At 39.3% G+C, this 21464-nt stretch carries 17 protein-coding genes and 2 tRNA genes; 7 read left to right on the top strand and 12 right to left on the bottom strand.

Translation table 11 applies throughout. The features are described 5' to 3' along the window. Positions 1-2 precede the first annotated feature (2 nt). Positions 3-1496 carry a hypothetical protein gene (locus tag BQ5338_RS08210; RefSeq protein WP_071146326.1) on the bottom strand — a complete coding sequence of 498 codons (1494 nt, stop codon included), beginning with the start codon at positions 1494-1496 and terminating at the stop codon, positions 3-5. A gap of 222 nt (positions 1497-1718) precedes the next feature. Here BQ5338_RS08210 and BQ5338_RS08205 point away from each other — a divergent pair, with 222 nt between their 5' ends. After that, positions 1719-5783 carry a hybrid sensor histidine kinase/response regulator transcription factor gene (locus BQ5338_RS08205; protein WP_071146325.1) on the top strand — a complete coding sequence of 1355 codons (4065 nt, stop codon included), beginning with the start codon at positions 1719-1721 and terminating at the stop codon, positions 5781-5783. 9 nt (positions 5784-5792) lie between these two features. Here the strand turns inward: BQ5338_RS08205 and BQ5338_RS08200 are convergent, their stop codons facing one another. The 8 genes from BQ5338_RS08200 to BQ5338_RS08165 all read right to left on the bottom strand — a co-directional run bounded on the left by BQ5338_RS08200 (position 5793) and on the right by BQ5338_RS08165 (position 13417). Next, positions 5793-6167 (bottom strand): NifB/NifX family molybdenum-iron cluster-binding protein, encoded by a 375-nt coding sequence (locus tag BQ5338_RS08200; protein ID WP_071146324.1) that lies wholly within the window; start codon positions 6165-6167, stop codon positions 5793-5795. A 1-nt stretch (position 6168) separates the two neighbouring features. Next, the gene (locus BQ5338_RS08195; protein ID WP_071146323.1) at positions 6169-6486 is read right to left on the bottom strand and encodes a NifB/NifX family molybdenum-iron cluster-binding protein; all 318 of its coding nucleotides are present in this window, start codon (positions 6484-6486) and stop codon (positions 6169-6171) included. Between the two features lie 4 nt (positions 6487-6490). Continuing rightward, a complete protein-coding gene (locus BQ5338_RS08190; protein ID WP_071146322.1) occupies positions 6491-6886 on the bottom strand; it encodes a DUF134 domain-containing protein in 396 nt (131 codons plus the stop codon). Between the two features lie 126 nt (positions 6887-7012). After that, a complete protein-coding gene (locus tag BQ5338_RS08185) occupies positions 7013-7756 on the bottom strand; it encodes an MlaD family protein (RefSeq protein ID WP_071146321.1) in 744 nt (247 codons plus the stop codon). A gap of 8 nt (positions 7757-7764) precedes the next feature. Next, entirely contained in the window at positions 7765-8547 is a 783-nt protein-coding gene (locus BQ5338_RS08180; protein ID WP_071146320.1) for an ABC transporter ATP-binding protein, read from the bottom strand. Continuing rightward, on the bottom strand, positions 8544-9386 hold the full coding sequence (locus BQ5338_RS08175) for an MlaE family ABC transporter permease (protein WP_078063432.1): 843 nt from the start codon (positions 9384-9386) through the stop codon (positions 8544-8546). Before BQ5338_RS08175 ends, BQ5338_RS08180 begins: the two co-directional genes overlap by 4 nt. A gap of 356 nt (positions 9387-9742) precedes the next feature. After that, positions 9743-12049, bottom strand: a complete 2307-nt coding sequence (gshAB, locus tag BQ5338_RS08170; RefSeq protein ID WP_071146319.1) for a bifunctional glutamate--cysteine ligase GshA/glutathione synthetase GshB — start codon at positions 12047-12049, stop codon at positions 9743-9745. A gap of 3 nt (positions 12050-12052) precedes the next feature. After that, complete coding sequence (locus BQ5338_RS08165) at positions 12053-13417, bottom strand: MATE family efflux transporter (RefSeq protein ID WP_071146318.1); 1365 nt, start codon at positions 13415-13417, stop codon at positions 12053-12055. 400 nt (positions 13418-13817) lie between these two features. Between BQ5338_RS08165 and sigZ the strand changes: the two genes are divergently transcribed. The 6 genes from sigZ to BQ5338_RS08140 all read left to right on the top strand — a co-directional run bounded on the left by sigZ (position 13818) and on the right by BQ5338_RS08140 (position 18715). Beyond that, positions 13818-14408, top strand: coding sequence for an RNA polymerase sigma factor SigZ (sigZ, locus tag BQ5338_RS08160; protein WP_071146317.1), 591 nt, complete (start codon positions 13818-13820; stop codon positions 14406-14408). A 209-nt stretch (positions 14409-14617) separates the two neighbouring features. Beyond that, positions 14618-15940, top strand: coding sequence for an MATE family efflux transporter (locus tag BQ5338_RS08155; protein ID WP_071146316.1), 1323 nt, complete (start codon positions 14618-14620; stop codon positions 15938-15940). A gap of 63 nt (positions 15941-16003) precedes the next feature. Beyond that, complete coding sequence (locus BQ5338_RS08150; RefSeq protein ID WP_071146315.1) at positions 16004-16822, top strand: helix-turn-helix domain-containing protein; 819 nt, start codon at positions 16004-16006, stop codon at positions 16820-16822. Positions 16823-17081: 259 nt separating this feature from the next. Then, positions 17082-17156: transfer RNA gene (locus BQ5338_RS08145), tRNA-Pro, on the top strand. A gap of 209 nt (positions 17157-17365) precedes the next feature. Further along, entirely contained in the window at positions 17366-17521 is a 156-nt protein-coding gene (locus tag BQ5338_RS16495; protein ID WP_235816394.1) for a helix-turn-helix transcriptional regulator, read from the top strand. A 201-nt stretch (positions 17522-17722) separates the two neighbouring features. Continuing rightward, positions 17723-18715, top strand: a complete 993-nt coding sequence (locus tag BQ5338_RS08140) for an LLM class flavin-dependent oxidoreductase (protein WP_071146314.1) — start codon at positions 17723-17725, stop codon at positions 18713-18715. Positions 18716-19116: 401 nt separating this feature from the next. Here the strand turns inward: BQ5338_RS08140 and BQ5338_RS08135 are convergent. From BQ5338_RS08135 to BQ5338_RS08125, 3 genes are all read right to left on the bottom strand, one after another. Next, positions 19117-19190 (bottom strand) — tRNA-Arg (locus tag BQ5338_RS08135). Positions 19191-19288: 98 nt separating this feature from the next. Further along, complete coding sequence (locus tag BQ5338_RS08130; protein ID WP_139265213.1) at positions 19289-20743, bottom strand: AbgT family transporter; 1455 nt, start codon at positions 20741-20743, stop codon at positions 19289-19291. Beyond that, positions 20733-21461, bottom strand: coding sequence for a DUF5932 domain-containing protein (locus BQ5338_RS08125; RefSeq protein WP_071146313.1), 729 nt, complete (start codon positions 21459-21461; stop codon positions 20733-20735). Before BQ5338_RS08125 ends, BQ5338_RS08130 begins: the two co-directional genes overlap by 11 nt. Positions 21462-21464: the final 3 nt, after the last annotated feature.

Here is a 21464-nt window from a genome sequence, read left to right as displayed (position 1 = left end):
ACTCACTTTGCGGGAACCAGTTTTGCTCTGCCAAGATGAGCATCAAACGAGAGCTTGTAACTGCCCGATACGGTCACTGTCGGCTTAGCCCAGTTGTCTTTCGCTGTTGGACCAGTCCACGCGGGATTTACAAACTGACCGTAATAGTTGAAAATCTCAGGTTCTGCACTATCGTCCACACGCCATGTACAATAGTTCCACCATCCATCACTGTGATAGCTTGTGACGATGAAGTTCATGCTCTTGCCAGCCTCTAGTTCCAACGGGTCTTCCAAGTAGAAGAGGTGAGGATTTGTCGCATCCTGAACAAATCGGGTAACGTTCGACGGACCACTAGTACTATAGCCAATCCAGAATTCAGTCAGATCAGTAGTGTTGTTAGCATCAAACCATTGGTGCATGCTTATGGTACCAATTTTGTGAGGTATCGGATCAATAGCTTCAGCGATAGAATAAGTTTTCAGGGCATACACACCTGTAATCACATTGAATGTAATTTCATAATATACATTAGCCTGATCAAGTACAATCGGTTTAGCCGTTTCAGGATCATCAGTCAGCTTACTGCTGTCTGTAGGATCAAGACCGAAACAAATCGGTGAGAAGTCAGTCTTCTGCGGTAAGAAATAAATTTCAGTACCTGCTTTCTGGCAATAATAGTTGGCCTTATATTGGTATTCACCTGTGTGCGTAATGCGCATAGGCACACCAAATACGTCACTGTTTAGTTCAGCGGCAGTAGCTACATCAGCAAGATACATATCCTCAAAGTCAGGCATTGCAGAGACAGAGATCACACTATTCAAAACAGTGCGATTACCCGCCTTATCAATAGCCGTAATAGTAGCCGTGTATTGTTGAGATACATTAGGTAAAGTAATCTTTTCACTAAAATCGAAAGTATTCTGACCATTGAGAGTCATGATTAGAGGATTGTAGTTTTCAATACCTGGAATTACTACTTTCACAGAATCAAGCGCCCGATCATCAGAAAGAGAGAAGCGCAAGTTGAACTTCGTATCAGACTTAATAAGTACCGTGATGTTTTTACTAGGTGATACAGTAAAGACAGGATTTTCAAAGTCGCCATCCATTGTGATCAACAAATCATGAGACACAGAACGTCCACCCACATCGATCACCGTAACTTTAACAGTGAAATTATCGCCTATCTCATCTTTAGGGATGCTGAACTTGTAACTCAATTCATACGTTTCGAGAGGTTTGTCATAAATCTCAATCAGATCAAGGTTTTTTTCTAGATTCAAATCGGCACATTCCAATTTGATCGATGAAATGCCATCCTTATCTGTAGCAGTTCCCGCAATAGTAAAGGTTCGGCCGGCTCCGCTCTGAATGTGCTCCGTTGTAAGTGCAACAGTAGGATTCTGTCCGTCAACGTCGGCATAGCCATTATCGTCGCTACATCCTGCAGTCCATAAAGTCAGCAATAGAAACACTCCGAACATCAGAGCATTAAATGAATGCTTCTTCATAAATATTATTTTTAAGTTTAACAATTAGGTTTTTGCCGGTTGCTATTTTCCCAAATTTATGTTTTGTTCCCTAGTCCGACAGCGCAAATATATACCTTACTAGATATAATAGAGACCGCAAATCGTGCGTTAAAGGCGTATAAATCGTGCATTGACCGATTTGTATATCCTTAGTAACGAATTTATTCGTATTTTTGAGACACTTTTAACAAACCACCTATCATGAGAAAAATACTCCATGCCATTTTATTATGCCTACCACTTTTTGTAGCAGCACAACCTTATAAAATAAAGCAATTGGGTATTAAAGAAGGGTTGTCCAATAACCACGTTGTAAGCGTTGCTCAAGATAAGAGAGGATTTATATGGTTTGCCACCGAAGAAGGACTGAATAAGTTCGACGGCATACACTTCATACCTTATTATACGGAAGAACAAGATAACGGAGAAAGCATCACCGGCAATGAGCTGAATTGCTTACTCGATGATCCTGTAGATTCTATTTTATGGATAGCTACCCAAAGGGCAGGCCTCAACGCATACAACTACACCAACAATACATTCAAAAATTTCAGGCACGACAAGAATAACCCCAGCAGTCTGATTACAGACGACATAACCAAAATCGTTCCTGCGGCCGATGGCAACTTGTGGATTTGCACCTATTGGAAAGGAATTGATTATTTAGACAAGCAAACTGGCACCTTTACCCACTTTAACACCCGTACGGTTCGCGGACTGGCCAGTGATCAAGTCTGGTCAGCAGCTGATGACGGAAACGGATTACTCTACATAGGGCATGTACATCAAGGATTCACTGTATTGTCCATTAAAGACAGGACAGCCAAAAACTTCACCCACAATCCTCAAAACAAGAATAGTCTGCTCAGCGACGAAGTTACCTGCATCTATAAAGATCATATAGGTAATATCTGGGTAGGTACCAACAAAGGTTTATCTCTGTTCAATCATAAAACAGAAACATTTGTCCCAATCAACGATAAGAATAACAATCTCTCCCGCTGCGTACACGATATCAAACAGACGAAAGATAATAAACTATGGGTAGCAATGGAGCTCGGAGGCATCGCCATTATTGACCTTTCACAACACTTATTCAGTTCTGGCGAAGAAGTATCTTTCCAATTTATAAAAGAAGGAGACGATGAATACGGTTTATCCAGTTCCAGCATGCGCTGCCTGCTTCAAGACTCTTTCAATAATATATGGATAGGTTCTTGGGGAGGCGGAATCAATTTCATCAGCAATGAACCCGCACTATTCAACTCCTACAAGTATTCTCCACGATCATCGGGTAATTACAGCATGACCAGCAGAGTTGCTCTAGGCCTCAGTATTGATAAAAATGGTAAAATATGGGTAGGAACAGAAGGAGGAGGCATCAACGTATTCCAACAAGAAAGGCGTGTTGCTGTTTACAATACAGAGAATTCCAATCTGCACACAAATACCGTTCAGACTGTTTTATGTGATTCGAAAGGCGGTCTTTGGTTTGGTTTTTTCAATGGAGGCATTGCCTACTACAACCCGAAGAACAAAAACTTCCGCCAAATATTACCCAAAGAAAAGTCACAAACAGATGTGCGCTCTTTTTATGAAGACAATCAAGGTAATATCTGGACCGGGACTAGCGAAGGCATTTATCTGATAGATCGTGATAAACTATCCATCAAGGCGCATTATGACAAAGAAAACAACCTCGCACGATGTATATTGAAAGATTCCAAAGGGCGCATCTGGGTAGGGTTTTTTGGTAGCGGTCTAGTCGTGTACGACTCTCAACTCAATGCCATCAAGCAATTCAATGTAATGAACAAGTTCCCATCAAACACCATCAATGCCCTCTATCAGGACAGAAAAAAGCGCCTATGGGTTGCTACAGGAGAAGGTTTGGTATGCTTCCCTTCTCTCTCAGAACTCAACTATAAAGTTTACCGACGCAAAAACGGACTTGTCAACACACACATACAAGCCATCGGCGAAGACAAACAAGGCAACATCTGGGTGAGCACCAACAAAGGAATCAGTTGCTTTATCGATGCCAAAGGCAGCTTTTATAACTATGATCATCGCGATAATCTTCCCATGGGTAGCTTCAGTAGCGGTAGCCTAGTCCGCGATAGAAAAGGAAACTTTTATTTTGGTTCTATCAACGGGTTATGCTGCTTCAACCCCGAACAAGTATTAAGAGAACGTCAGTCTCCACCGGCTTTCATCACTAACATCGAAATATTCAATTCTCTCAATAACCCAAACAGTCAGTATGCCATCTTACTGAACGAAAGAGAAGAAGTTAAACTGAAATATAAACAAAACAGCTTTAAAGTATCTTTCAACGTTCAAAACTATGCATTAGGCAATCAGGTAGAATATGCCTACATGCTGAAAGGACTCGAAGACACTTGGTACACAGTGACAGATCTCAACAATGTCACCTTTCGTAACCTTCCTCCCGGAGAATACCAGTTTCAAGTGAAAACACGCATGCGCAATCAAAAATGGTCAAACGAAATAACACCACTAAACATCTACATTGCACCTCCACTATGGCTTACTTGGTGGGCTAAAGCTGTTTATCTTTCAATCTGCCTCGGAACCTTATTCTTCATTCTTTATGCCTACAAGAAACGGATAGATGCGGAAATCTTGTATAAGTTAGAGAGACAAAGCCATGAGCAAGAACAAGACCTGAACAACGAGCGCCTACGTTTTTACACCAACATTACGCACGAGCTACGAACCCCACTCACCTTGATATTGGGCCCATTGGAAGATATTTTAAAAGGCAGCTCGCTATCAACAAAAGATGCGCAAAAGATATCCATGATTAATCAAAGCGCTGTGAGGTTACTTAAGCTGATCAATCAGATTTTGGAGTTCAGAAAAACAGAGACTCAAAACAAAAAGCTCTGTGTGAGCCGAGACAACATTGTAAGCCAAGTTCAGGAAATCGGACTAAAATATCAGGAACTGAATCAAAAATCCGAGGTAGATATCCGTTTAAAAATAGAAGAAGAGAACATACTAATGTATTTTGACAAAGAGGTACTCAACATTGTCCTTGACAACCTCATATCCAATGCTATCAAATATACCGAAAAAGGCAGTATTACCATCGGCATGCAACATGCCGAACGTTCAGGGAAGAATTATATTGACATTTGGATAGCCGATACAGGTCATGGTATCAAACCCGAAGCGTTACCACATATTTTTGAACGTTACTATCAGGAAGGTGGCAAACATCAGGCCTCAGGAAGTGGCATCGGGCTCTCATTAGTGAAAAACCTCGTCACGCTGCACGAAGGAGAAATCCATGTAGAAAGTACCCCCAATAAAGGAAGTACTTTCAGTGTCAGCTTACAAAGAGACAACTCCTACCCCAATGTGTTACATGCAGATTCAAATGAGAAAGAAGAAAACCTTCCTGCTGAACCCATTCAGGAAGTTGAAGTATCAAGTAATCAAAAACCTATTCTATTGGTTGTAGAAGATAATCCTGACATTCGCAACTACATTGCCGAATCATTTAGTGACAGTTTCGAGGTACAAACAGCCCACAATGGCAAGCAAGGCAAGAAAGCCGCACTAAAGAGCATTCCAGACATCATTGTTTCAGACATCATGATGCCAGAGATGGATGGAAATGAGATGTGTCGAGAGCTGAAGAAAGACGTTCGTACCAGCCACATCCCTATCATATTGCTTACCGCTAAAGACTCCTTGCAAGACAAAGAAGAAGGCTATCAAGTAGGAGCCGACTCCTATCTCACGAAGCCATTCAGCGCCAGCCTTCTATACAGTCGCATAGACAACCTATTGCAGTCGCGCATCAAGCTAGCCGAGCACTTTGGTGCCATAGCCAGCAAGATGAATAGTAAAGCAGCCACCATTACTGAGTCACTCAATAAAATAGACAATGAATTCATTCAAAAAATCAACCAACTCATTGAAGAACGACTCTCCTCAGACAAAGTTGACATCAGTTACCTTGCCGATAATATGTGCATGAGCAGCTCTACCCTTTACCGCAAAATGAAAGCTCTCACGGGGCTTTCAACTAATGAATACATTCGTAAGATGAAGATGAAGTATGCCGAACAATTTCTGCTAGAAGGTAAATATAATATCTCCGAAATCGCTTTTAAAGTAGGCATCAATAACCTCTTCTACTTCCGTCAATGTTTCAAAGAAGAATTCAACGACACTCCATCCGAGTATCTAAAAAAGCTGAAAGAAAATGTTTCCCAAGAAAGAACATCATAAATGATTCTATTAAGAATGACATTGATGCTCGCCATCGGCATCATCATGATGGTGACAACTCTCTCCTGAATCCTTCAGTCCGGTAACTAAAAATTGATTCACAAGTTCTGCTACATTTCCGCTACATCCTCTATAGACTTTTATGCCGTGATTGGTCAAGACATTCATTGCTCCGTCTCCCATGCTACCGGCAAGCATTACACCAACGCCTTGTTCCTGTAAAACCGATGCGATATTACTTTTACATCCGCAACCTTGAGGAGAAGGTAAAATTTCCATTTTCTCGATCACTTTATTCTCGCCTATTGTGAAAACAGAATAGGCTTCGCAATGGCCAAAGTGGTCATCAACAGCATGCGCTCTAGTAGGTACAGCAATTTTCATTTTATTCTATATTTAATTGATTAATAATCTTTGTTACTGTTTTTACAGATTCAGGGATAACCATCTGAATACTGTGCTTCATAAAAACACTCATTACTTTTGAGCCAAAACGTCCTGCCACAACGATCTTAACTCCTTGCTTCATCAAAAAGTCCGCGACATCATAACCCGCTTGTTCGGATTGAGCAAGAAACGTGTTCTCAACAAACTGACATTCTTTTTTCTCAGTATCAAACAAACAAAACCATTTGCATCGGCCAAAATGACTAGCAACAGGTGCTTTTACGTTATTATTGTCTGTAGAAATAGCGATAATCATAGTGTTAGTTATTTAGTTTTATCTCGGTACTTTTGCACAACGGACAACACTGGACAGAATCATCGATCAAAGTAAATGTGATATCGCATTCAGCGCATTTATACCAGTGAGCTACATCTACATTTCCTCCCTCAAATACAATCAAAGCGCCCTCAATAAATGCCTTTGCTATTTTTCTACGTACACTTTCATAAATCCGCGTAAATGTGGGCCGGGAGATAAGCATTAAATCTGCCGCCTCTGCTTGCGTAAGGAATTCATAATCGCAAAGCTTTAATGCTTCGTACTCTTCAAAGTTTATTAAAACCTCAACATTGGGCTTATGTTGCAATCCTTGTGGCTTAAATCCACTGAAATGAGGAGCCATTTGTATAAGCCTATTTTTCTTTGTACGTGCCATACTTTTAATGTTTGTGCAAACATACGAAAAAGGATTTAATTATGAACATTAGTTCATAATTAAATCCTAAATATTTGATATATTCGTGTTCTCGACTAGTTTATTCAAACAACATACTGCTAAGCGTTACTTCTTCTTCTTCAGTTCTTTCGCTTTCTTTTCAGCAGCTTCCTGTGCTTCTTCTTTCTTTTTAGCCTTTTCCTTTGCTTGCTTTTTAAAATATCCTCTGAGCAAGAAATTATGCTTTGCAGCCGTCATATTTTCGTCTAAACTTTTGGAACCCCTTCTAAGATTAAGAATGGTTTTATCCAGATTTTCAGCAAGTGTTGTATCCTGAACTAGCCTACCAAGTGTTCCTTCTCCCCCATTTATTTTCATCATTATCTCAGCCAATTGCTGAGTAACGACTTCTGCATTCTCCGCAGTAACACTCAAACTAGCGATGATGGCATCTGTCTCTATCGGTTCCGTAGATTCGAGTAATTGACCTTCACGAGCCAAAGGGGCCTCAGCAGTTCCTTGCAATATATTGATAAGTTTATCACCTATAATTCCTTCAGAACCAATAGCAACACTACAATCTGACTTGATGAACTTCCAGACATCTTTCTTTATAAACATACTGACCCGCACCGTTGAGTCATTGACGATTTGTATATTGTCTACCGTGCCAACGTTTATACCAGAGAAACGAACATTATTTCCTACTTGGAGTCCACCAACATTATAAAAGTTGGAAGAGAGTTGAAATACCGGATTAAACAAATTCTTTTGCTTACCAATAATAAATATGGCGAGTACAAAGAGTGTCAAACCTCCGGCAACAAAAAGTCCTAAACGAATTTTAAATTTTTGAGTATGCATATCCATTCTGTTATTTATTTGAAGAATAATTTAATAGTGCTATCGGTCGACTTCTCAAATTGAGCCAGAGTACCTTCTTTATATGACTTGCCATCTTGCAACATAATAAGCCTGTTGGCTGTCATACGAGCACATTCTATATCATGAGTGATAATAATTGATGATGCTTTATATTTCTTCTGAACATCATTAATTAGTAGACTTATCTCATCAGATGTTACCGGATCAAGCCCTGTTGTGGGTTCATCATATAAAATGATTTTGGGATCAACGACAATGGTTCGTGCCAAACTTATTCGCTTCCTCATCCCACCGGATAATTGAGCAGGCATTTTATTCAATGCATCTAACAGACCAACATTCTCCAATACTTCTTTTATTTTAGCATCAATCTCTTTCTGCTTAAGATGTTCTCTAATTCTCCGCAATGGAAATTCTAAATTTTGCTTTACCGTCATGGAATCATATAAAGCTCCACTTTGGAATAAGAAACCGATGTTTTGACGCACTTCGTCCATTTCTCTGGCAGTTAATGCGGTTACATCACGATCAAACACTTTGATTATTCCTGCATCTGCTCTGAGCAGTCCAACAATGCATTTTATCAAAACTGACTTTCCACTTCCTGACTTACCCAACACTACTAAGTTTTCGCCTTTATAGAGGGTTAAAGAGAAATCTCTAAGAACTTCTAGCGCTCCAAATGATTTTGTCAGATTTGCAATTTCAACAACAATATCTTTTGCTTCAACTTCAGGCGAATCTTGCAATAACACATCTGTTTGTTCTGTTTTCATAATGCTAGCATATCAGTGATTTGTACTGCGATCATATCAACGATCAAGATCAAGAGAGAAGCCAGTACCACAGCCGAATTTGCCGCTCTACCTACACTTTCCGTTCCTCGTCCTGCATTATATCCTTTGTAACAACCCACCAAACCGATGACTGTTCCAAAGAAAAAAGTTTTTATTACCGCAGGCAGTAAGTCAACAAAACCTACATTCTTAAATGCTTGCGAAAAGAATAAGACGAATGACACATCGCCTTTTATATTAGCACCAAACCAACTGCCTACAATACCAAGTCCATCAGCATAAAGAACTAAAAGAGGAATCATGACCGTAGCAGCCAAAACTCTGGTCACAACCAAGAATCGCATTGGATGAGTGGAAGACACCTCCATAGCTTCAATTTGTTCGGTAACTTTCATACTACCCAATTCGGCACCCATGCCGGATGCAACCTTACCAGCGCAGATGAGTGCTGTTATCACAGGACCCATTTCACGAATCAGCGAAATGGCCACCATCCCCGGAAGCATGGTTTCAGCACCAAAGCTCACCAGTGCCGGACGCGACTGGATGGTAAGTACAAATCCCATAATAAAACCAGTAACTGATATGAGAGACAAGGATTTGTAACCGATTGCAAAACATTGATGAAAGAATTCACGTACTTCGAATTTACGGGAAAACGTCTCTCTTACAACGTTTGTTATAAATAAAACAGCATCAGCAAAATCAGTTAAGAAGTTGTTGGCGATTACCGCTTTAGAAAGAGTAGTTTCACTAAGCCTCAGAGCTTGAAGCCGTGCTATTTCTTTCGCTTTTGACACAGGAATTTTAATTTTCATTTATCGGATAGTTTACGTGTAGTCTTTCTCATATCGTATTAGATAAAAATAGAACACACTCAACCAGATTATAGTTTATCTTTATTAAAATAAATATTTGATAATCAAATATTTAAAAAACACAAAATAGCTATATTAAATAATAAGTAATAAGAATTTTATTTATCTTATATATTCAGATCGCATTACTCTATTCTTATTCATTCTTTAGAAAACAGTTCCTTTATCTATAGAAAATAGTTATTGATATAGCACAACACCCCCATGTTATATACAAAAACATCCCCATATTGAATATTACAACATGAGGATGTCTTCATGAACAACATGGGGATGTTCTATCTGTAGTCTATAGCCTAAAGCAATTGATATCCTAAGACTTCCATTAGTTTCTCATTCAATCTTCGATTCTTTCCCTTGAATGGATGACAGTGGATATGAATAGCAGGATTAAAATTCAATTCAATGATTGCATAGTTACTAATTGACGCTTCTTCTGTATAATCGGGTATCATCATATCAAGACCCGTAATGGATACATTTAAAGCTTTTGCTGCACGTACGGCTACCTGCTTATAAGAATCGGGTATATCGTCCGTAAAGTCAATGCTATCGCCACCAGTGCTTATGTTTGAATTCTCTCGCAAATAGACGGTCTCATCGGGCATCGGTATAGATTCAAAAGTCTTGCGTTGTGCTTGCAAAAAGATGGCTTCAGCTTCACCCAACTGAATCTTCTCTAGCGGAGTACGATAACCTTTGCCTCGCAATGGATCTTGATTTTTAATCTGTACCAATTCTCTAATCGACTGAATGCCATCACCGGTTACATTGGCTGGTACACGATGCAGAATGCCTACAACCTCACCTTTCAACACGAAAAAACGATATTCTTTCCCTGCCACAAACTCTTCGATCAGGATGGTAGAATCATATTGAAATGCAATATCAATAGCCCGCTGAAAAGTAGTCTCATCCGTATTCTCTTTTAGGATGGTTATTCCGGTTCCAAAGTTAGTTTGGTTGGGTTTGATAACTACAGGCCGGCCTTGGAAACGTAAGAAATCGGCCTTCGCCACTTCTGCCAGGGTGTACTCCTCTCCTTTCGGAACTCGAATGTCGTGCTCCTTGAGTATTCTCTTAGTGACCAGCTTATTTTCCATAGCCAATATGCTGGCATAATTATCCAATGAGGTCTTAGTGGCCTGCTTTACATACTGTATGTTGTCATTCTTTTCGAGTCGGATAAAGTTCTCTTTTCGATCCATGATATCGAAAGAAACGCCCCTCCTTAAAGCTTCTCGCAACAGCAGCTGAGTGGAAAGCTCCATATCTTCCAAGCCAATAAAATTATAGTTTTTCTGTTGACTTTCGGTTAGGTAATGAGCCGCCTTCTCAAGATGGAAGGGAACATAACCTATCGCATGAACTCCATTAAGTACCTCGTAAACTTTACGTTTTTCGGGATGCTCAACCAACTGCATTGCATGCGACAATGAATCGAGGTATTCACTCTTGCTTATTTCGAGTTTTTCGAATAAAGCGATTATCTCCTGAATCTGTGTTTTAGCTTTGTGCCAGATATTCATCTGTTCACCCTTCTCCTCAAACATACAAGGCACTTCATCCAATCCATACAGCGCCACGGATCCATAATATTTGTTTGCTTTTGCCTGAGCCGCCGCATCAAAACTATCCGGTTCCTCGGTCAGTAATCCATATAGAGCCAACGCATGTAAGAAGGATAGTTCGTCTTCAGTTATCCCGGCTTTGCTCAATGGGTCAATATCAATAAACCGCAGTTCGACATAAGAGATATGCTCCGGATCCTTCACAAATTTAGGCCTCACCGGAGAATATAGTTCCTTAAAGGAGGCTATTTGTTGCTCTTTCACCATTTGTTCAACACTGTTTCTGAAGCTCGTAACCGAACTGTAATCGGGATACAAATCACTGATATTTCGGTATCCATAGCAGCTATTTCGGATGGAGAGAGCCACGACATGCTTGGTGATGGTGTAAGGTGCAAGTTTACATTTAAGTTCCAGTGAAGAGTCTACCACTGGACTATTGCCATAGAGCAAGACGTATAACCAGCGAAAGCGAAGCATTTGCCTAACAGTTTTGAGATAGACTTCGTCTTTAAATTCTTCGTACGACAATGAAGGATTGATTTTGCGATAAAGTATCTCTATTAATTTCTCACTATAAGAGAGATTAAAATGAATGCCGGAGATTAGTTGAGTTTTCGATCCATATTTCTTGGCAAGAAATTCCCTGTAATGTTGCGCCGCCTTCCCTTCTTCGTCGTATTGGGCAATAGGTATTTGCTCATCATCGGGCAAGATTGGCGGAATGCTTTGGGGCCATAAATATTCGTCGTCTAATTCAAGGCTAACAATGTCATGAATAGTTTCCACAAAACCTATTGCCTGCTTGATGTCAGGCAATGGAGGAGTAATCATTTCGACCTGACTCTCAGAGAAATCAGTTGTGATATAAGGGTGCTTCAATTTGCTACCAAAAACCTTCGGATGCGGAGTTAGAGCTAACTTCCCGTCTTTATTCACACGGATATTCTCTTTTTCAAGACCAAATAATGCGTCCAGCCAGATATTTCCCTTCAATGAATGATCTGCTGATTTAAATAGTTCCTCTTTCATATCTTAGTTTGAATGATGTTTTTTTATAAATAATTTAAAAAGGACAATATACAGTGTTACAAGTACTACGCCTTTTGCAATGCTGCTTATGCTAATGCTCCACCAAACAGATGAGAGCGAGTGTTGCCAGAAGTCAATAAAAATAAGAGCCATCGGAATTCGGAGTACTGTAAACAGGATTCCTGTAATTGCCGGTATATTCGTTCGCCCCCAACCAAAGAAAGCTCCGGTGGCCATTAACTCCATACACATAAAAAGTTGAGAAAAACCTAAAATTGTTAGATACTCTCGTCCCATAGCTATACTCTCTGTATCACTTAAAAATATTGAGAACAAAAAACCGGGAAAAGTGATCAACAAAACGGAGGTAATACTACCAATTACAAAAGCGAGATACATTCCGGATCGAAAGGCTGTCCATTGTTTCCGATAATCTTTTGCTCCGTAAGCCTGCCCTGAAATGGTGGATAAAGCCGAAACAAATCCACCTGCCGTCATAAACGAAATTGCTTCAATCTGTATCCCCACCTTTTGAACAGCGATGGCTGTGGCGCCCCAATCACTAATGATACGAGCCATCATAATAGCCACAGCGGTGAAAGAAATGCGCTGAATTGTGGGACTCAGCCCCAACTTTAGAATATCTTTCAGTAATGCATATTGATACGTGGTGCCCATGGGCTTCAAATCGTCTGTCTTATTCAATTTTCGGTAGAATAGCAAAGTAGCAGTTGCCTGAGATAGAATGGTGGCAATAGCAGCCCCTCTGATGCCTAAACCAATCTGGAATATAAAAATAAAATCTAGCAAGATATTCATTATCAGCGCAGTTGCATTAATTCGAAATGGGGATCGACTATCTCCATAACCAATAAATATGCTGGTGAAAAACAAATTTTGAAACAAGAAAGGAATGCTCATAGCAATCAAAAGCAAATAGCCCGCTGCCGCCTTTTCAATTGCGGGATTATTCAGTTGAATCAAACCAATCAGATAGGTTCTGCTAATAATCAACAAAACACTACAGAGTAAAGCTAGCATGATAACAGCCCAGATGCCATTCTTTACATAACTCTTCGCAAGGTGTATATTGCCTTCACCAATAGCATGGGAGACTTTTATTCCTGCACCAACTGTCAATAGAGAAGATACGCCCCAACTTAAATTCATGTAAAATCCAGCGGACCCCACTGCGGCAACTGCCTCACTACCAAACTTACCAACAAAGATTATATTGATAGAATTATAAGCCATAGTCATAAAGGAAGATGCAATGACCGGTAATGCCAGGCGTATTAATTGAATGGTGATTAAATTAGGACGAGCCCTGTTTACAGCCACTGAGAAGTCTTTGCTATGTAATGCCATATAGGTTGTTACTGAATTTATCTTTTAATTATATAGACGCAGGTTTCTTAAAAAAGACGCAAAGTCTATACTAAAAATGTTTTTATCTAACAAGAACACACACATCCACAAAGTGTTTCAACAGAACGGTGCAGTTGCGTCAACAGAACCGTGCAGTTAATGAAAGAGAACGCCGTAGTTGAGGCAACTGCATCGTTCAGATTTTATTTGATGATTAAATGCAATCCTTTACTTAGCAAAAGTCGCTTGCCCGAAGTTTCTGAAAATACGATCAAATATTTCTAAAGATTAATTCTTTATTCTACTTTTGTGATAGGATAAGCTTAGAAAGCCAAAAGTTCGTTTTGCATAAGCCCACTCGGGATTCACAAATATCTGAATTACAGTAAAGAATAAAATTATGGATCATAATACTGAATCAATTTGGCGGGCATGCTCGGACCAACTAAAAGTCTATATTGTTAAGCGAATGCCGGAAGCTTCACTTGCTGATGATATTCTACAAGAAGTTTTCATTAAAATACATGAGAATATTCATTCGATAAAAGACGATACAAAGATCTGTATCTGGGTCTATCAGATAGCCAAAAACACCATTAATGATTACTATCGAAAACAGAAGATGCAACTTTCGGATATTGAAGTGGTTTCTGAAGAAGAATTAAGTGCCAGTGATGAAATGGAGAGCCAAACGGAAGAGAATCAAATAGAACAAATAGCATCCGGTCTGCAGAGAATGATCAACTCTCTACCGGAGAAATATGCTCAGGCAATAAAAATGGTGGAACTTCAGGGGTTATCTCAGATTCAGTTAGCCAAAGAGTTGAACATTTCAGTATCAGGTGCAAAATCGCGCGTTCAGCGTGGAAGGCAGATGCTGAAAGATGCCCTGATGAACTGTTGCCACTACGAATTTGATAAATATGGCACTCTTATTTCTTATCATCCCATCAGTTGCTGTTGCTGCACCGAGCATACAGCAAAGGAATAAGAATCCTTTTATAAATTCCTTTATTTAAAAGCTTTATAACGTCGCCCCCATCATATCATACTTACGCAAAGTAAATATGATAGATTATCTATGCAACACTTAAGTTTTTATAGAAGCTCAGTAATGGCTAACAGAACTGAAATACAAAGTCGAATTTATACAACCTCACAAGTTTTACGCAAGCTATCTTTGCCCTCAAGAAAACAAAGATGCAAATATCCTATAAACACATTTGTAAGATTACTTTTCCTGTTTTGGTTAGCCTATTACTAGAATACTTAATAGGTTTTACAGACACCGCTTACTTAGGAAGAGTTGGAGAAACAGAGTTGGCTGCTTCTGCTTTAGCCGGAACATATTACATGATTATCTATATGATAGGTTTTGGCTTTAGCATCGGAGCACAAGTGCTAATTGCCCGTTACAATGGAAATAAACAATATTTTCGAACAGGTGAAGTATTTACACAAGGAACTATTTTTTTGTTATTGGTTGCAACACTATTATTTATATCTTCTTATCTGTATTCGCCGTCACTATTAAGATTTCTGATAGATTCCAAAGAAGTTTATCAAGCAACAATGAGCTATTTGAATTGGCGTATCTATGGATTCTTCTTTTCTTTCATCATCGTAATGCTCAGAGCCTTTTTTATTGGAACAGTTAACACTAAAATTCTTACAGTCAACTCTATTGTGATGGTACTGACAAATGTAATCCTAAACTATGTTCTAATATTTGGGAAGTTTGGCTTTCCTGTTCTTGGCATAACAGGTGCAGCCATCGCATCGTCTATTTCAGAAGCGGCAGCCACTATCTTCTTCTTAATCTATATCAGACTAAAAATTGATTATAAAAAATACGGTTTGTTTCAGTCATACACTATAAACACAAGTATATTGAAAAAAGTCTTGGGCGTTTCTATTTGGATGATGATTCAACATGGATTAGTTTTTGGCGGTTGGTTTGTGTTTTTTATTGCAGTAGAGCATTTAGGAGAGCGATCACTGGCAACCACAAATATAGTCCGCAATATATCGTCTTTCTTATTTATGTTTGTCCAATCATTTGCTTCTGTAAACAGTTCTTTAGTAAGCAATCTAATCGGAGAGGGAAAACACAGCGAAGTGATGAAACTTTGTCGGAAAATGATTTATTTATGCTATGCCTTCATACTCCCAGTAGTTTTCTTTATTGCAATATGCCCAACTTTTGTATTGCGAATTTATACAGATAATATCGAACTGATTACTAGCTCAATTCCTCCCTTGTTAGTGATGCTCTCTTCCTATTTAATTGCAATACCGACATTTGTTTGGTTCTGTGCTGTATCAGGAACCGGAAACACTCTATCATCACTATGGATAGCTATCATTTCACTGATTATATATATTGGTTATATCACCATAATTGCTAATTATACACCAAAGCTAACGTTACTTTGGACATCTGAGCATATCTATTTTTCGGGATTATTAATCTTATCCCTGTATTTTCTGCTTCACTGTAATTGGAAGCAAACAAAATTATAAATCAAGACTCACTAAAACCCTAGGTTCTACATAAATATGTATGACTATAATTATCTTTGCATTATGTATAAAGAATATCAACCATGTAACATATTGTCCCCATATATTGACAGATATTGGGAATATGAAGGAGAAACGAAATATGGAATAAAATTCAGTGTTCCGCCACATGGTTGTGCTGATGTTGTTTTCACGATAGGAAATGCAGCTGCTTATGTAGACCAATCATTGACAATGCATTCACACTGCTCGTACTTTGTTGGTCCGATGAATACTTACACTGAGTTAGTCGCACATACCCAAAATGTACATATCCTAGGCGTTCGATTTCGTCCTTGCGGACTTTCTAAATTTATAGAACTACCTTTGTCTGAACTGGTAAATCAGAAATTATACACGGATGATTTACCGACTATATTCGAACACTCTTTTGCAGAAAGACTATGCGAAAACAATAATATTCAGCAAAGAATCAATATGATAGAGAAGTGTCTTATACAACAGTTGATTCATTCAAATAGAAATAGTGATAAACAAATTATATTAGCAGTTAGCCGTATAAAACAAGGTAAAGGTAAGATCTCCATAAAAACATTATCATCCGATATATGCTTATGTCAAAGACATTTTGAACGTAAATTTAAGATATACACAGGATATTCCCCAAAAGAATATAGTCAGATTGTGAAATTTTGGAATGCCATTGATATACTAAGAAACAATACTTATTTTAATAGCCTACTATCGGTTGCTGTTGAAGCTGGTTACTATGATGTACCACATTTGTCGAGAGAGATAAAAAGACTTTCCGGAAATACTCCTTATGCTTTTTTGAATCCTCTCATAGAAAATGTAGTGAAAGTAATTCATCTGGAATACTAAAAGTCTCTTTTATACAATATTTCCTCTTATCATCCCATCAGTTGTTACGACTACTGCGAGCACTCAGAAAAAGAGCCATAAAACTTTCTACATTGAGCTATATAAAGCCAAATATAGAAAACACTGCTAATCAACGATTTATGAAATTGGCTAAAAAAAAGTCAAATAAATAAGCACTTTTTTTAGCCAATTATTTGCAAGTTTAAAAAATAACCCTACCTTTGCACTCGCTTTAAAGATGGTAATCAAATAAAGTATTCGGGGTGTAGCGCAGTCCGGTTAGCGCACCTGCTTTGGGAGCAGGGGGTCGTGGGTTCGAATCCCGCTACCCCGACAAGGCTTAAAAGCCTGACATACAATGATTTAGAAGAGTGTTGAGCTGGTACAATTTGTGCCGGCTCTTCTTTTTTATGTTAAAAAGACGCTATTTGCACCCTCTACGGGGCATATAAATGGGGTATTTCTTATAACTATCTTATGACAGATTTCGGCCAAATTGTTCGACAGCATTAATAACTGATTAAAGAGCAATACAAAATAACTATGAGCAACAAGTTAAGACCATACGCACCCACACATCCCGGCGATGTGCTGAAAGATGAATTACAAGCACGTGGAATCAGCCAAAAACGATTCGCAGAAATTATATCTGTGTCATACACGATGCTCTTTGTACCACCCAGACGAGAAAGTTGGTGATTTCTGAAATCAGAGAGGCTGAAATTTAGAACCAGACACTCAAAGAAACACTCTCTTCCAGTTGCTCCTACATTTACCTGTTTTTACTAGTGAGAAAACCGAACTATTCAAGTCTACAACTGTTCTAACTTTCCTAACCGATTAACAGTTAGAAATTCATTTCATATAATACAAGGCACATTTCCCATTAAAGCACTAATAATGAATCAAATACCCTTATCCGTCCTTGAATTGGCAACAGTTGTTGAAGGAGGAAATCTGCGCAGTGCCATCGAACGGACTGTTGAAGTAGCTAAACACACTGAATCCCTAGGATACAAACGTATTTGGATGGCAGAACATCATAATATTGAATATATCGCGAGTTCTGCTACAGCGGTATTAATAGGTCAGGTTGCCTCTAAAACGAGTAGCATTCGTGTTGGGTCAGGAGGGATCATGTTACCGAACCACAGTCCATTAGTGATAGCGGAACAATTTGGAACTTTGGACACAATTTATCCGGGAAGGATCGATCTCGGGTTGGGTCGTGCGCCAGGAACAGACCAGTTAACAGCTATGGCATTAAGGCGAAACAATATGGCTACAACCTATGATTTTCCTAGCGATATTAAGCAATTGCAGGCTTATTTTAGCAAAGAGAACAGTTCCTCAAAGGTACGAGCTTTCCCGGGCGAAGGACTAGACATACCGCTTTGGATTCTAGGTTCAAGTACTGACAGTGCTTACCTTGCAGCAGAAATGGGATTGCCTTATGCGTTTGCCGCTCATTTTGCTCCTGCACAATTCCGTATGGCAATCGAGATATACCGTAATAACTTCAAATCCTCCAAACAGTTAAAGCAGCCTTATGTAATGGCATGTGTCAATGTGTTTGCCGGTGAAACCGATGAAGAAGCAGAATTTCTGTCAACAAGCTTAATAATGCTATTTCTTGGGCTGGTTACTAATTCACGCAAACCCATACAGCCGCCGGGGAAATTACCAGAAGCTTATCGAATTTCAGCAGTGCGTTCAGCAGTAAATAGTATGATGGCTTGCACTTTTACAGGAGGAAAGGATACTTTGAGAAACAAGCTGTCCCAATTTATCTCTGAAACCGGAATTGATGAACTGATGGTTTCGAGCAATATTTACGATAGGGACGCGAAGTTGAAGTCATTTTCAATACTTCATGATGCTATTGATTTGTAGCATATTACACACATGCAGATCCAGAATGCTATCAAGCTTCTCCATGATACCCTGAAAGAACATACTTTAGATGCTGATTCATCGCTTTTGCGTCTTTTCGACAAGCAATCAACCCATTATCGAGCCGATAGAGCTCATCTACTACATAACCGGTTTTAATGCAACGAACCTCTCTACGCTGTGTAACTGCGATAAGTACGGGGATTTTCCATTTGAATTTTGTATTGACTTCAAGATTGCTAAATGAAGTACTGCCATAATCTTAGTATTTTTCGACAAACATTTCGACAAGCAGTTTGCTTATATATGGGTAAATTAGCCATTTCTTGGGAAAATATTTCAATATTTTGAGTATGAGAAAACGAGCTGTAAATCATTGACTTACAGCTCGTTAACTGATGTGATCCCGGCGCGATTCGAACGCGCGACCCACGCCTTAGAAGGGCGTTGCTCTATCCAGCTGAGCTACGGAACCGGCCTTAAATGCCTTAAATGCGGTGCAAAGGTAGTGCTTTTTATGAAATTTCAAAATGATTCAGCTACTTTTTTATCTACTTTTCTCCCGAACCAAAGCTATAATCCTAAGGGTAAACCACTTATGTACCAAAGAAAAAAAAGAAGTGTCCAAACTAGAAGGATATAAACAGAGTATCGCCAAGTGTACTTGAGCAATATTCCGTAACTGACTTGTCGTTCGTAATACTGCATATAACTAAGCACCAATGGCATATAAAATAAGAAAGGTGTAAGAGCGTTGGTTGAACTATCACCTATCCGATAAGCACACTGCGTTAGTTCAGGAGCAATACCAAGCCGCTGAAATACTGGAACGAAAATAAAAGCCATAAAAGCCCATTTAGTTGTGGATGACACCATTATAAGATTGATTACAGCAGTGAACAATATAAATAATAAAAGGATTCCCATATTACTTATATCAAAAGATAAAAGAATATCAGCACCACCAATAGCCAAACATTTATCTAAATGAGAATACTCTAAGCAAGCAAACATTTGAGCGGCAAAAAAAGCTATCACCAAATAAATGCTTAACATCTTCATTGGTTCTATCAGACCTTCGATAACATCAGCATCAGTACGATAGCGCCCAGAAGCAAAACCGTAAACCATGCCCATAAGTCCTGCACCGAAAGAGATAAGAAATAGAATACCCATGATAAAAGGAGAGCGAATAAGTCCTCCATTTACGCCACGCAGTATACCCCAGGGAGAGAAAGTAGCTAAAAGAATTACGATTAGGTAAAGTATACCTATCAGTAAAGATATGATAAGTGCTCTGCGCTCTTTACGTGAGAGTGGTTTATACCCTTCAGCATGTATATTACCATTGTACTCTCCTAGAATGGGAAGTAGGTGCCTACGCGTAACAAAGTAGATGATACCAGCTATTAGAAAAGTCGAAACGAACATAAAATAGTAATTAGAAAGAGGGCCAATATTCTCACTGAAGCGCGATGTGTTTAAGGCTGCATCTTGCGTTATAGTTGCCATCAAAGGGTCCAGTGTAGCAAGCATTATATTAGCGCTATAGCCACAAGTCACAGAGACATAAGCAGTGATAATACCGGCTATCGGATGAAGCCCGACGGAATAGAATAGGGTGGCTGCTATAGGTAGCAGAATAATATATCCTGCATCACCCAGCACGTTGGAAAGCACTCCCAAAAAGATAACCCAAAGGATGATTCGGCGTGGATTGGGCCGCTTCCTTACTCCGCGGCGAATGCATGCTCCGATGAAGCCTGAATGTTGAGCTACTCCAACACCAAAAAGAGCGACAATGACCAATCCCAAGGGAACAAAGCCTGTAAAGTTTGTAACTACATTACGCAGTAACCAACGGATACTTTCAGGACTCAGCAGACTTTGCACACGAATTTCATCTCCTGTCTGAGGATGGACAACATTCAGCCCGTAGATATCAAAGATCCACGAAAAAAACACGATGACCAACGTAAGCAAGAAGAACATCGTAGCGGGATGAGGCATGCGCCACTTATTCTTCATCTGCTTCAAGGTTATCAATATCGATAATGCGAAGTTCGAGAGCTCTAACAACGAGGCGGGTAGCATTCACTCCTATCCTATCTCTTTCTGCAAAAAGCCTACCCACAAGATCGTTTTGTCTTTTCTCGAGCGACTTCACCCCAAAAGGCATACCTTTGAGAGCTGCGATCATATCTTTGGTATACCCCAAAGCCAAGTGACGCAGAAAGCGTTCATCATATTCATCAATATCATAGCCGATAACAGCCTCTTGCCTACGCGCATCATTGGATACAGATTTTTTGAACCGATCTACTATCTTTTCAAGAATTGGATAATTGAACACTAATTTTTTACCGTCCATTACAGCTTGTACGTCAGTTTTAGTAAGCAATTCACCTGTCTTTAGAATAATGCCTTCAGCTCCTGCATCAAGCACATCTACCCAAAGTTTTTCGTTCAAAATTTCGCCGGTAAAAATAAGTACTCGCACATCAGGATATCGCTTATAGATGTTGCGACAGATATCAACACCTATCGTAGTAGAACCCCCTAAGCCAAGATCAAGCAAAACCATATCGGGCCGCCGGTCATCAATAAGAGGCCAAAACTCTTTCTCGGTCATAGCTGTGCCGATGACTTCTGCATTGGGTATTTCATGACGAAAGATTTCTTCGGTTCCTTTCAGTTCGAGTTTAACGTCTTCCACTATAATTACTTTAAACTGTTTTTTTTCCATCTT

Source organism: Bacteroides ihuae (genome assembly GCF_900104585.1).
GTDB lineage: Bacteria > Bacteroidota > Bacteroidia > Bacteroidales > Bacteroidaceae > Bacteroides > Bacteroides ihuae.
Note: the sequence above shows the minus strand (reverse complement) of the source record. Positions and strands in the feature narration are given on the sequence as shown.

What these genes read in the sequence shown, in the direction of transcription:
- BQ5338_RS08140 (WP_071146314.1), top strand. Translation starts at nt 17,723, where the DNA reads ATGAATCAAATACCCTTATCCGTCCTTGAATTGGCAACAGTTGTTGAA.
- BQ5338_RS08210 (WP_071146326.1), bottom strand. Translation starts at nt 1,496, where the DNA reads ATGAAGAAGCATTCATTTAATGCTCTGATGTTCGGAGTGTTTCTATTG.
- BQ5338_RS08205 (WP_071146325.1), top strand. Translation starts at nt 1,719, where the DNA reads ATGAGAAAAATACTCCATGCCATTTTATTATGCCTACCACTTTTTGTA.
- gshAB (WP_071146319.1), bottom strand. Translation starts at nt 12,049, where the DNA reads ATGAAAGAGGAACTATTTAAATCAGCAGATCATTCATTGAAGGGAAAT.
- BQ5338_RS08155 (WP_071146316.1), top strand. Translation starts at nt 14,618, where the DNA reads ATGCAAATATCCTATAAACACATTTGTAAGATTACTTTTCCTGTTTTG.
- BQ5338_RS08130 (WP_139265213.1), bottom strand. Translation starts at nt 20,743, where the DNA reads ATGAAGAATAAGTGGCGCATGCCTCATCCCGCTACGATGTTCTTCTTG.
- BQ5338_RS08195 (WP_071146323.1), bottom strand. Translation starts at nt 6,486, where the DNA reads ATGATTATCGCTATTTCTACAGACAATAATAACGTAAAAGCACCTGTT.
- BQ5338_RS08150 (WP_071146315.1), top strand. Translation starts at nt 16,004, where the DNA reads ATGTATAAAGAATATCAACCATGTAACATATTGTCCCCATATATTGAC.
- BQ5338_RS08165 (WP_071146318.1), bottom strand. Translation starts at nt 13,417, where the DNA reads ATGGCATTACATAGCAAAGACTTCTCAGTGGCTGTAAACAGGGCTCGT.
- sigZ (WP_071146317.1), top strand. Translation starts at nt 13,818, where the DNA reads ATGGATCATAATACTGAATCAATTTGGCGGGCATGCTCGGACCAACTA.
- BQ5338_RS08180 (WP_071146320.1), bottom strand. Translation starts at nt 8,547, where the DNA reads ATGAAAACAGAACAAACAGATGTGTTATTGCAAGATTCGCCTGAAGTT.
- BQ5338_RS16495 (WP_235816394.1), top strand. Translation starts at nt 17,366, where the DNA reads ATGAGCAACAAGTTAAGACCATACGCACCCACACATCCCGGCGATGTG.
- BQ5338_RS08185 (WP_071146321.1), bottom strand. Translation starts at nt 7,756, where the DNA reads ATGGATATGCATACTCAAAAATTTAAAATTCGTTTAGGACTTTTTGTT.
- BQ5338_RS08200 (WP_071146324.1), bottom strand. Translation starts at nt 6,167, where the DNA reads ATGAAAATTGCTGTACCTACTAGAGCGCATGCTGTTGATGACCACTTT.
- BQ5338_RS08175 (WP_078063432.1), bottom strand. Translation starts at nt 9,386, where the DNA reads ATGAAAATTAAAATTCCTGTGTCAAAAGCGAAAGAAATAGCACGGCTT.
- BQ5338_RS08125 (WP_071146313.1), bottom strand. Translation starts at nt 21,461, where the DNA reads ATGGAAAAAAAACAGTTTAAAGTAATTATAGTGGAAGACGTTAAACTC.
- BQ5338_RS08190 (WP_071146322.1), bottom strand. Translation starts at nt 6,886, where the DNA reads ATGGCACGTACAAAGAAAAATAGGCTTATACAAATGGCTCCTCATTTC.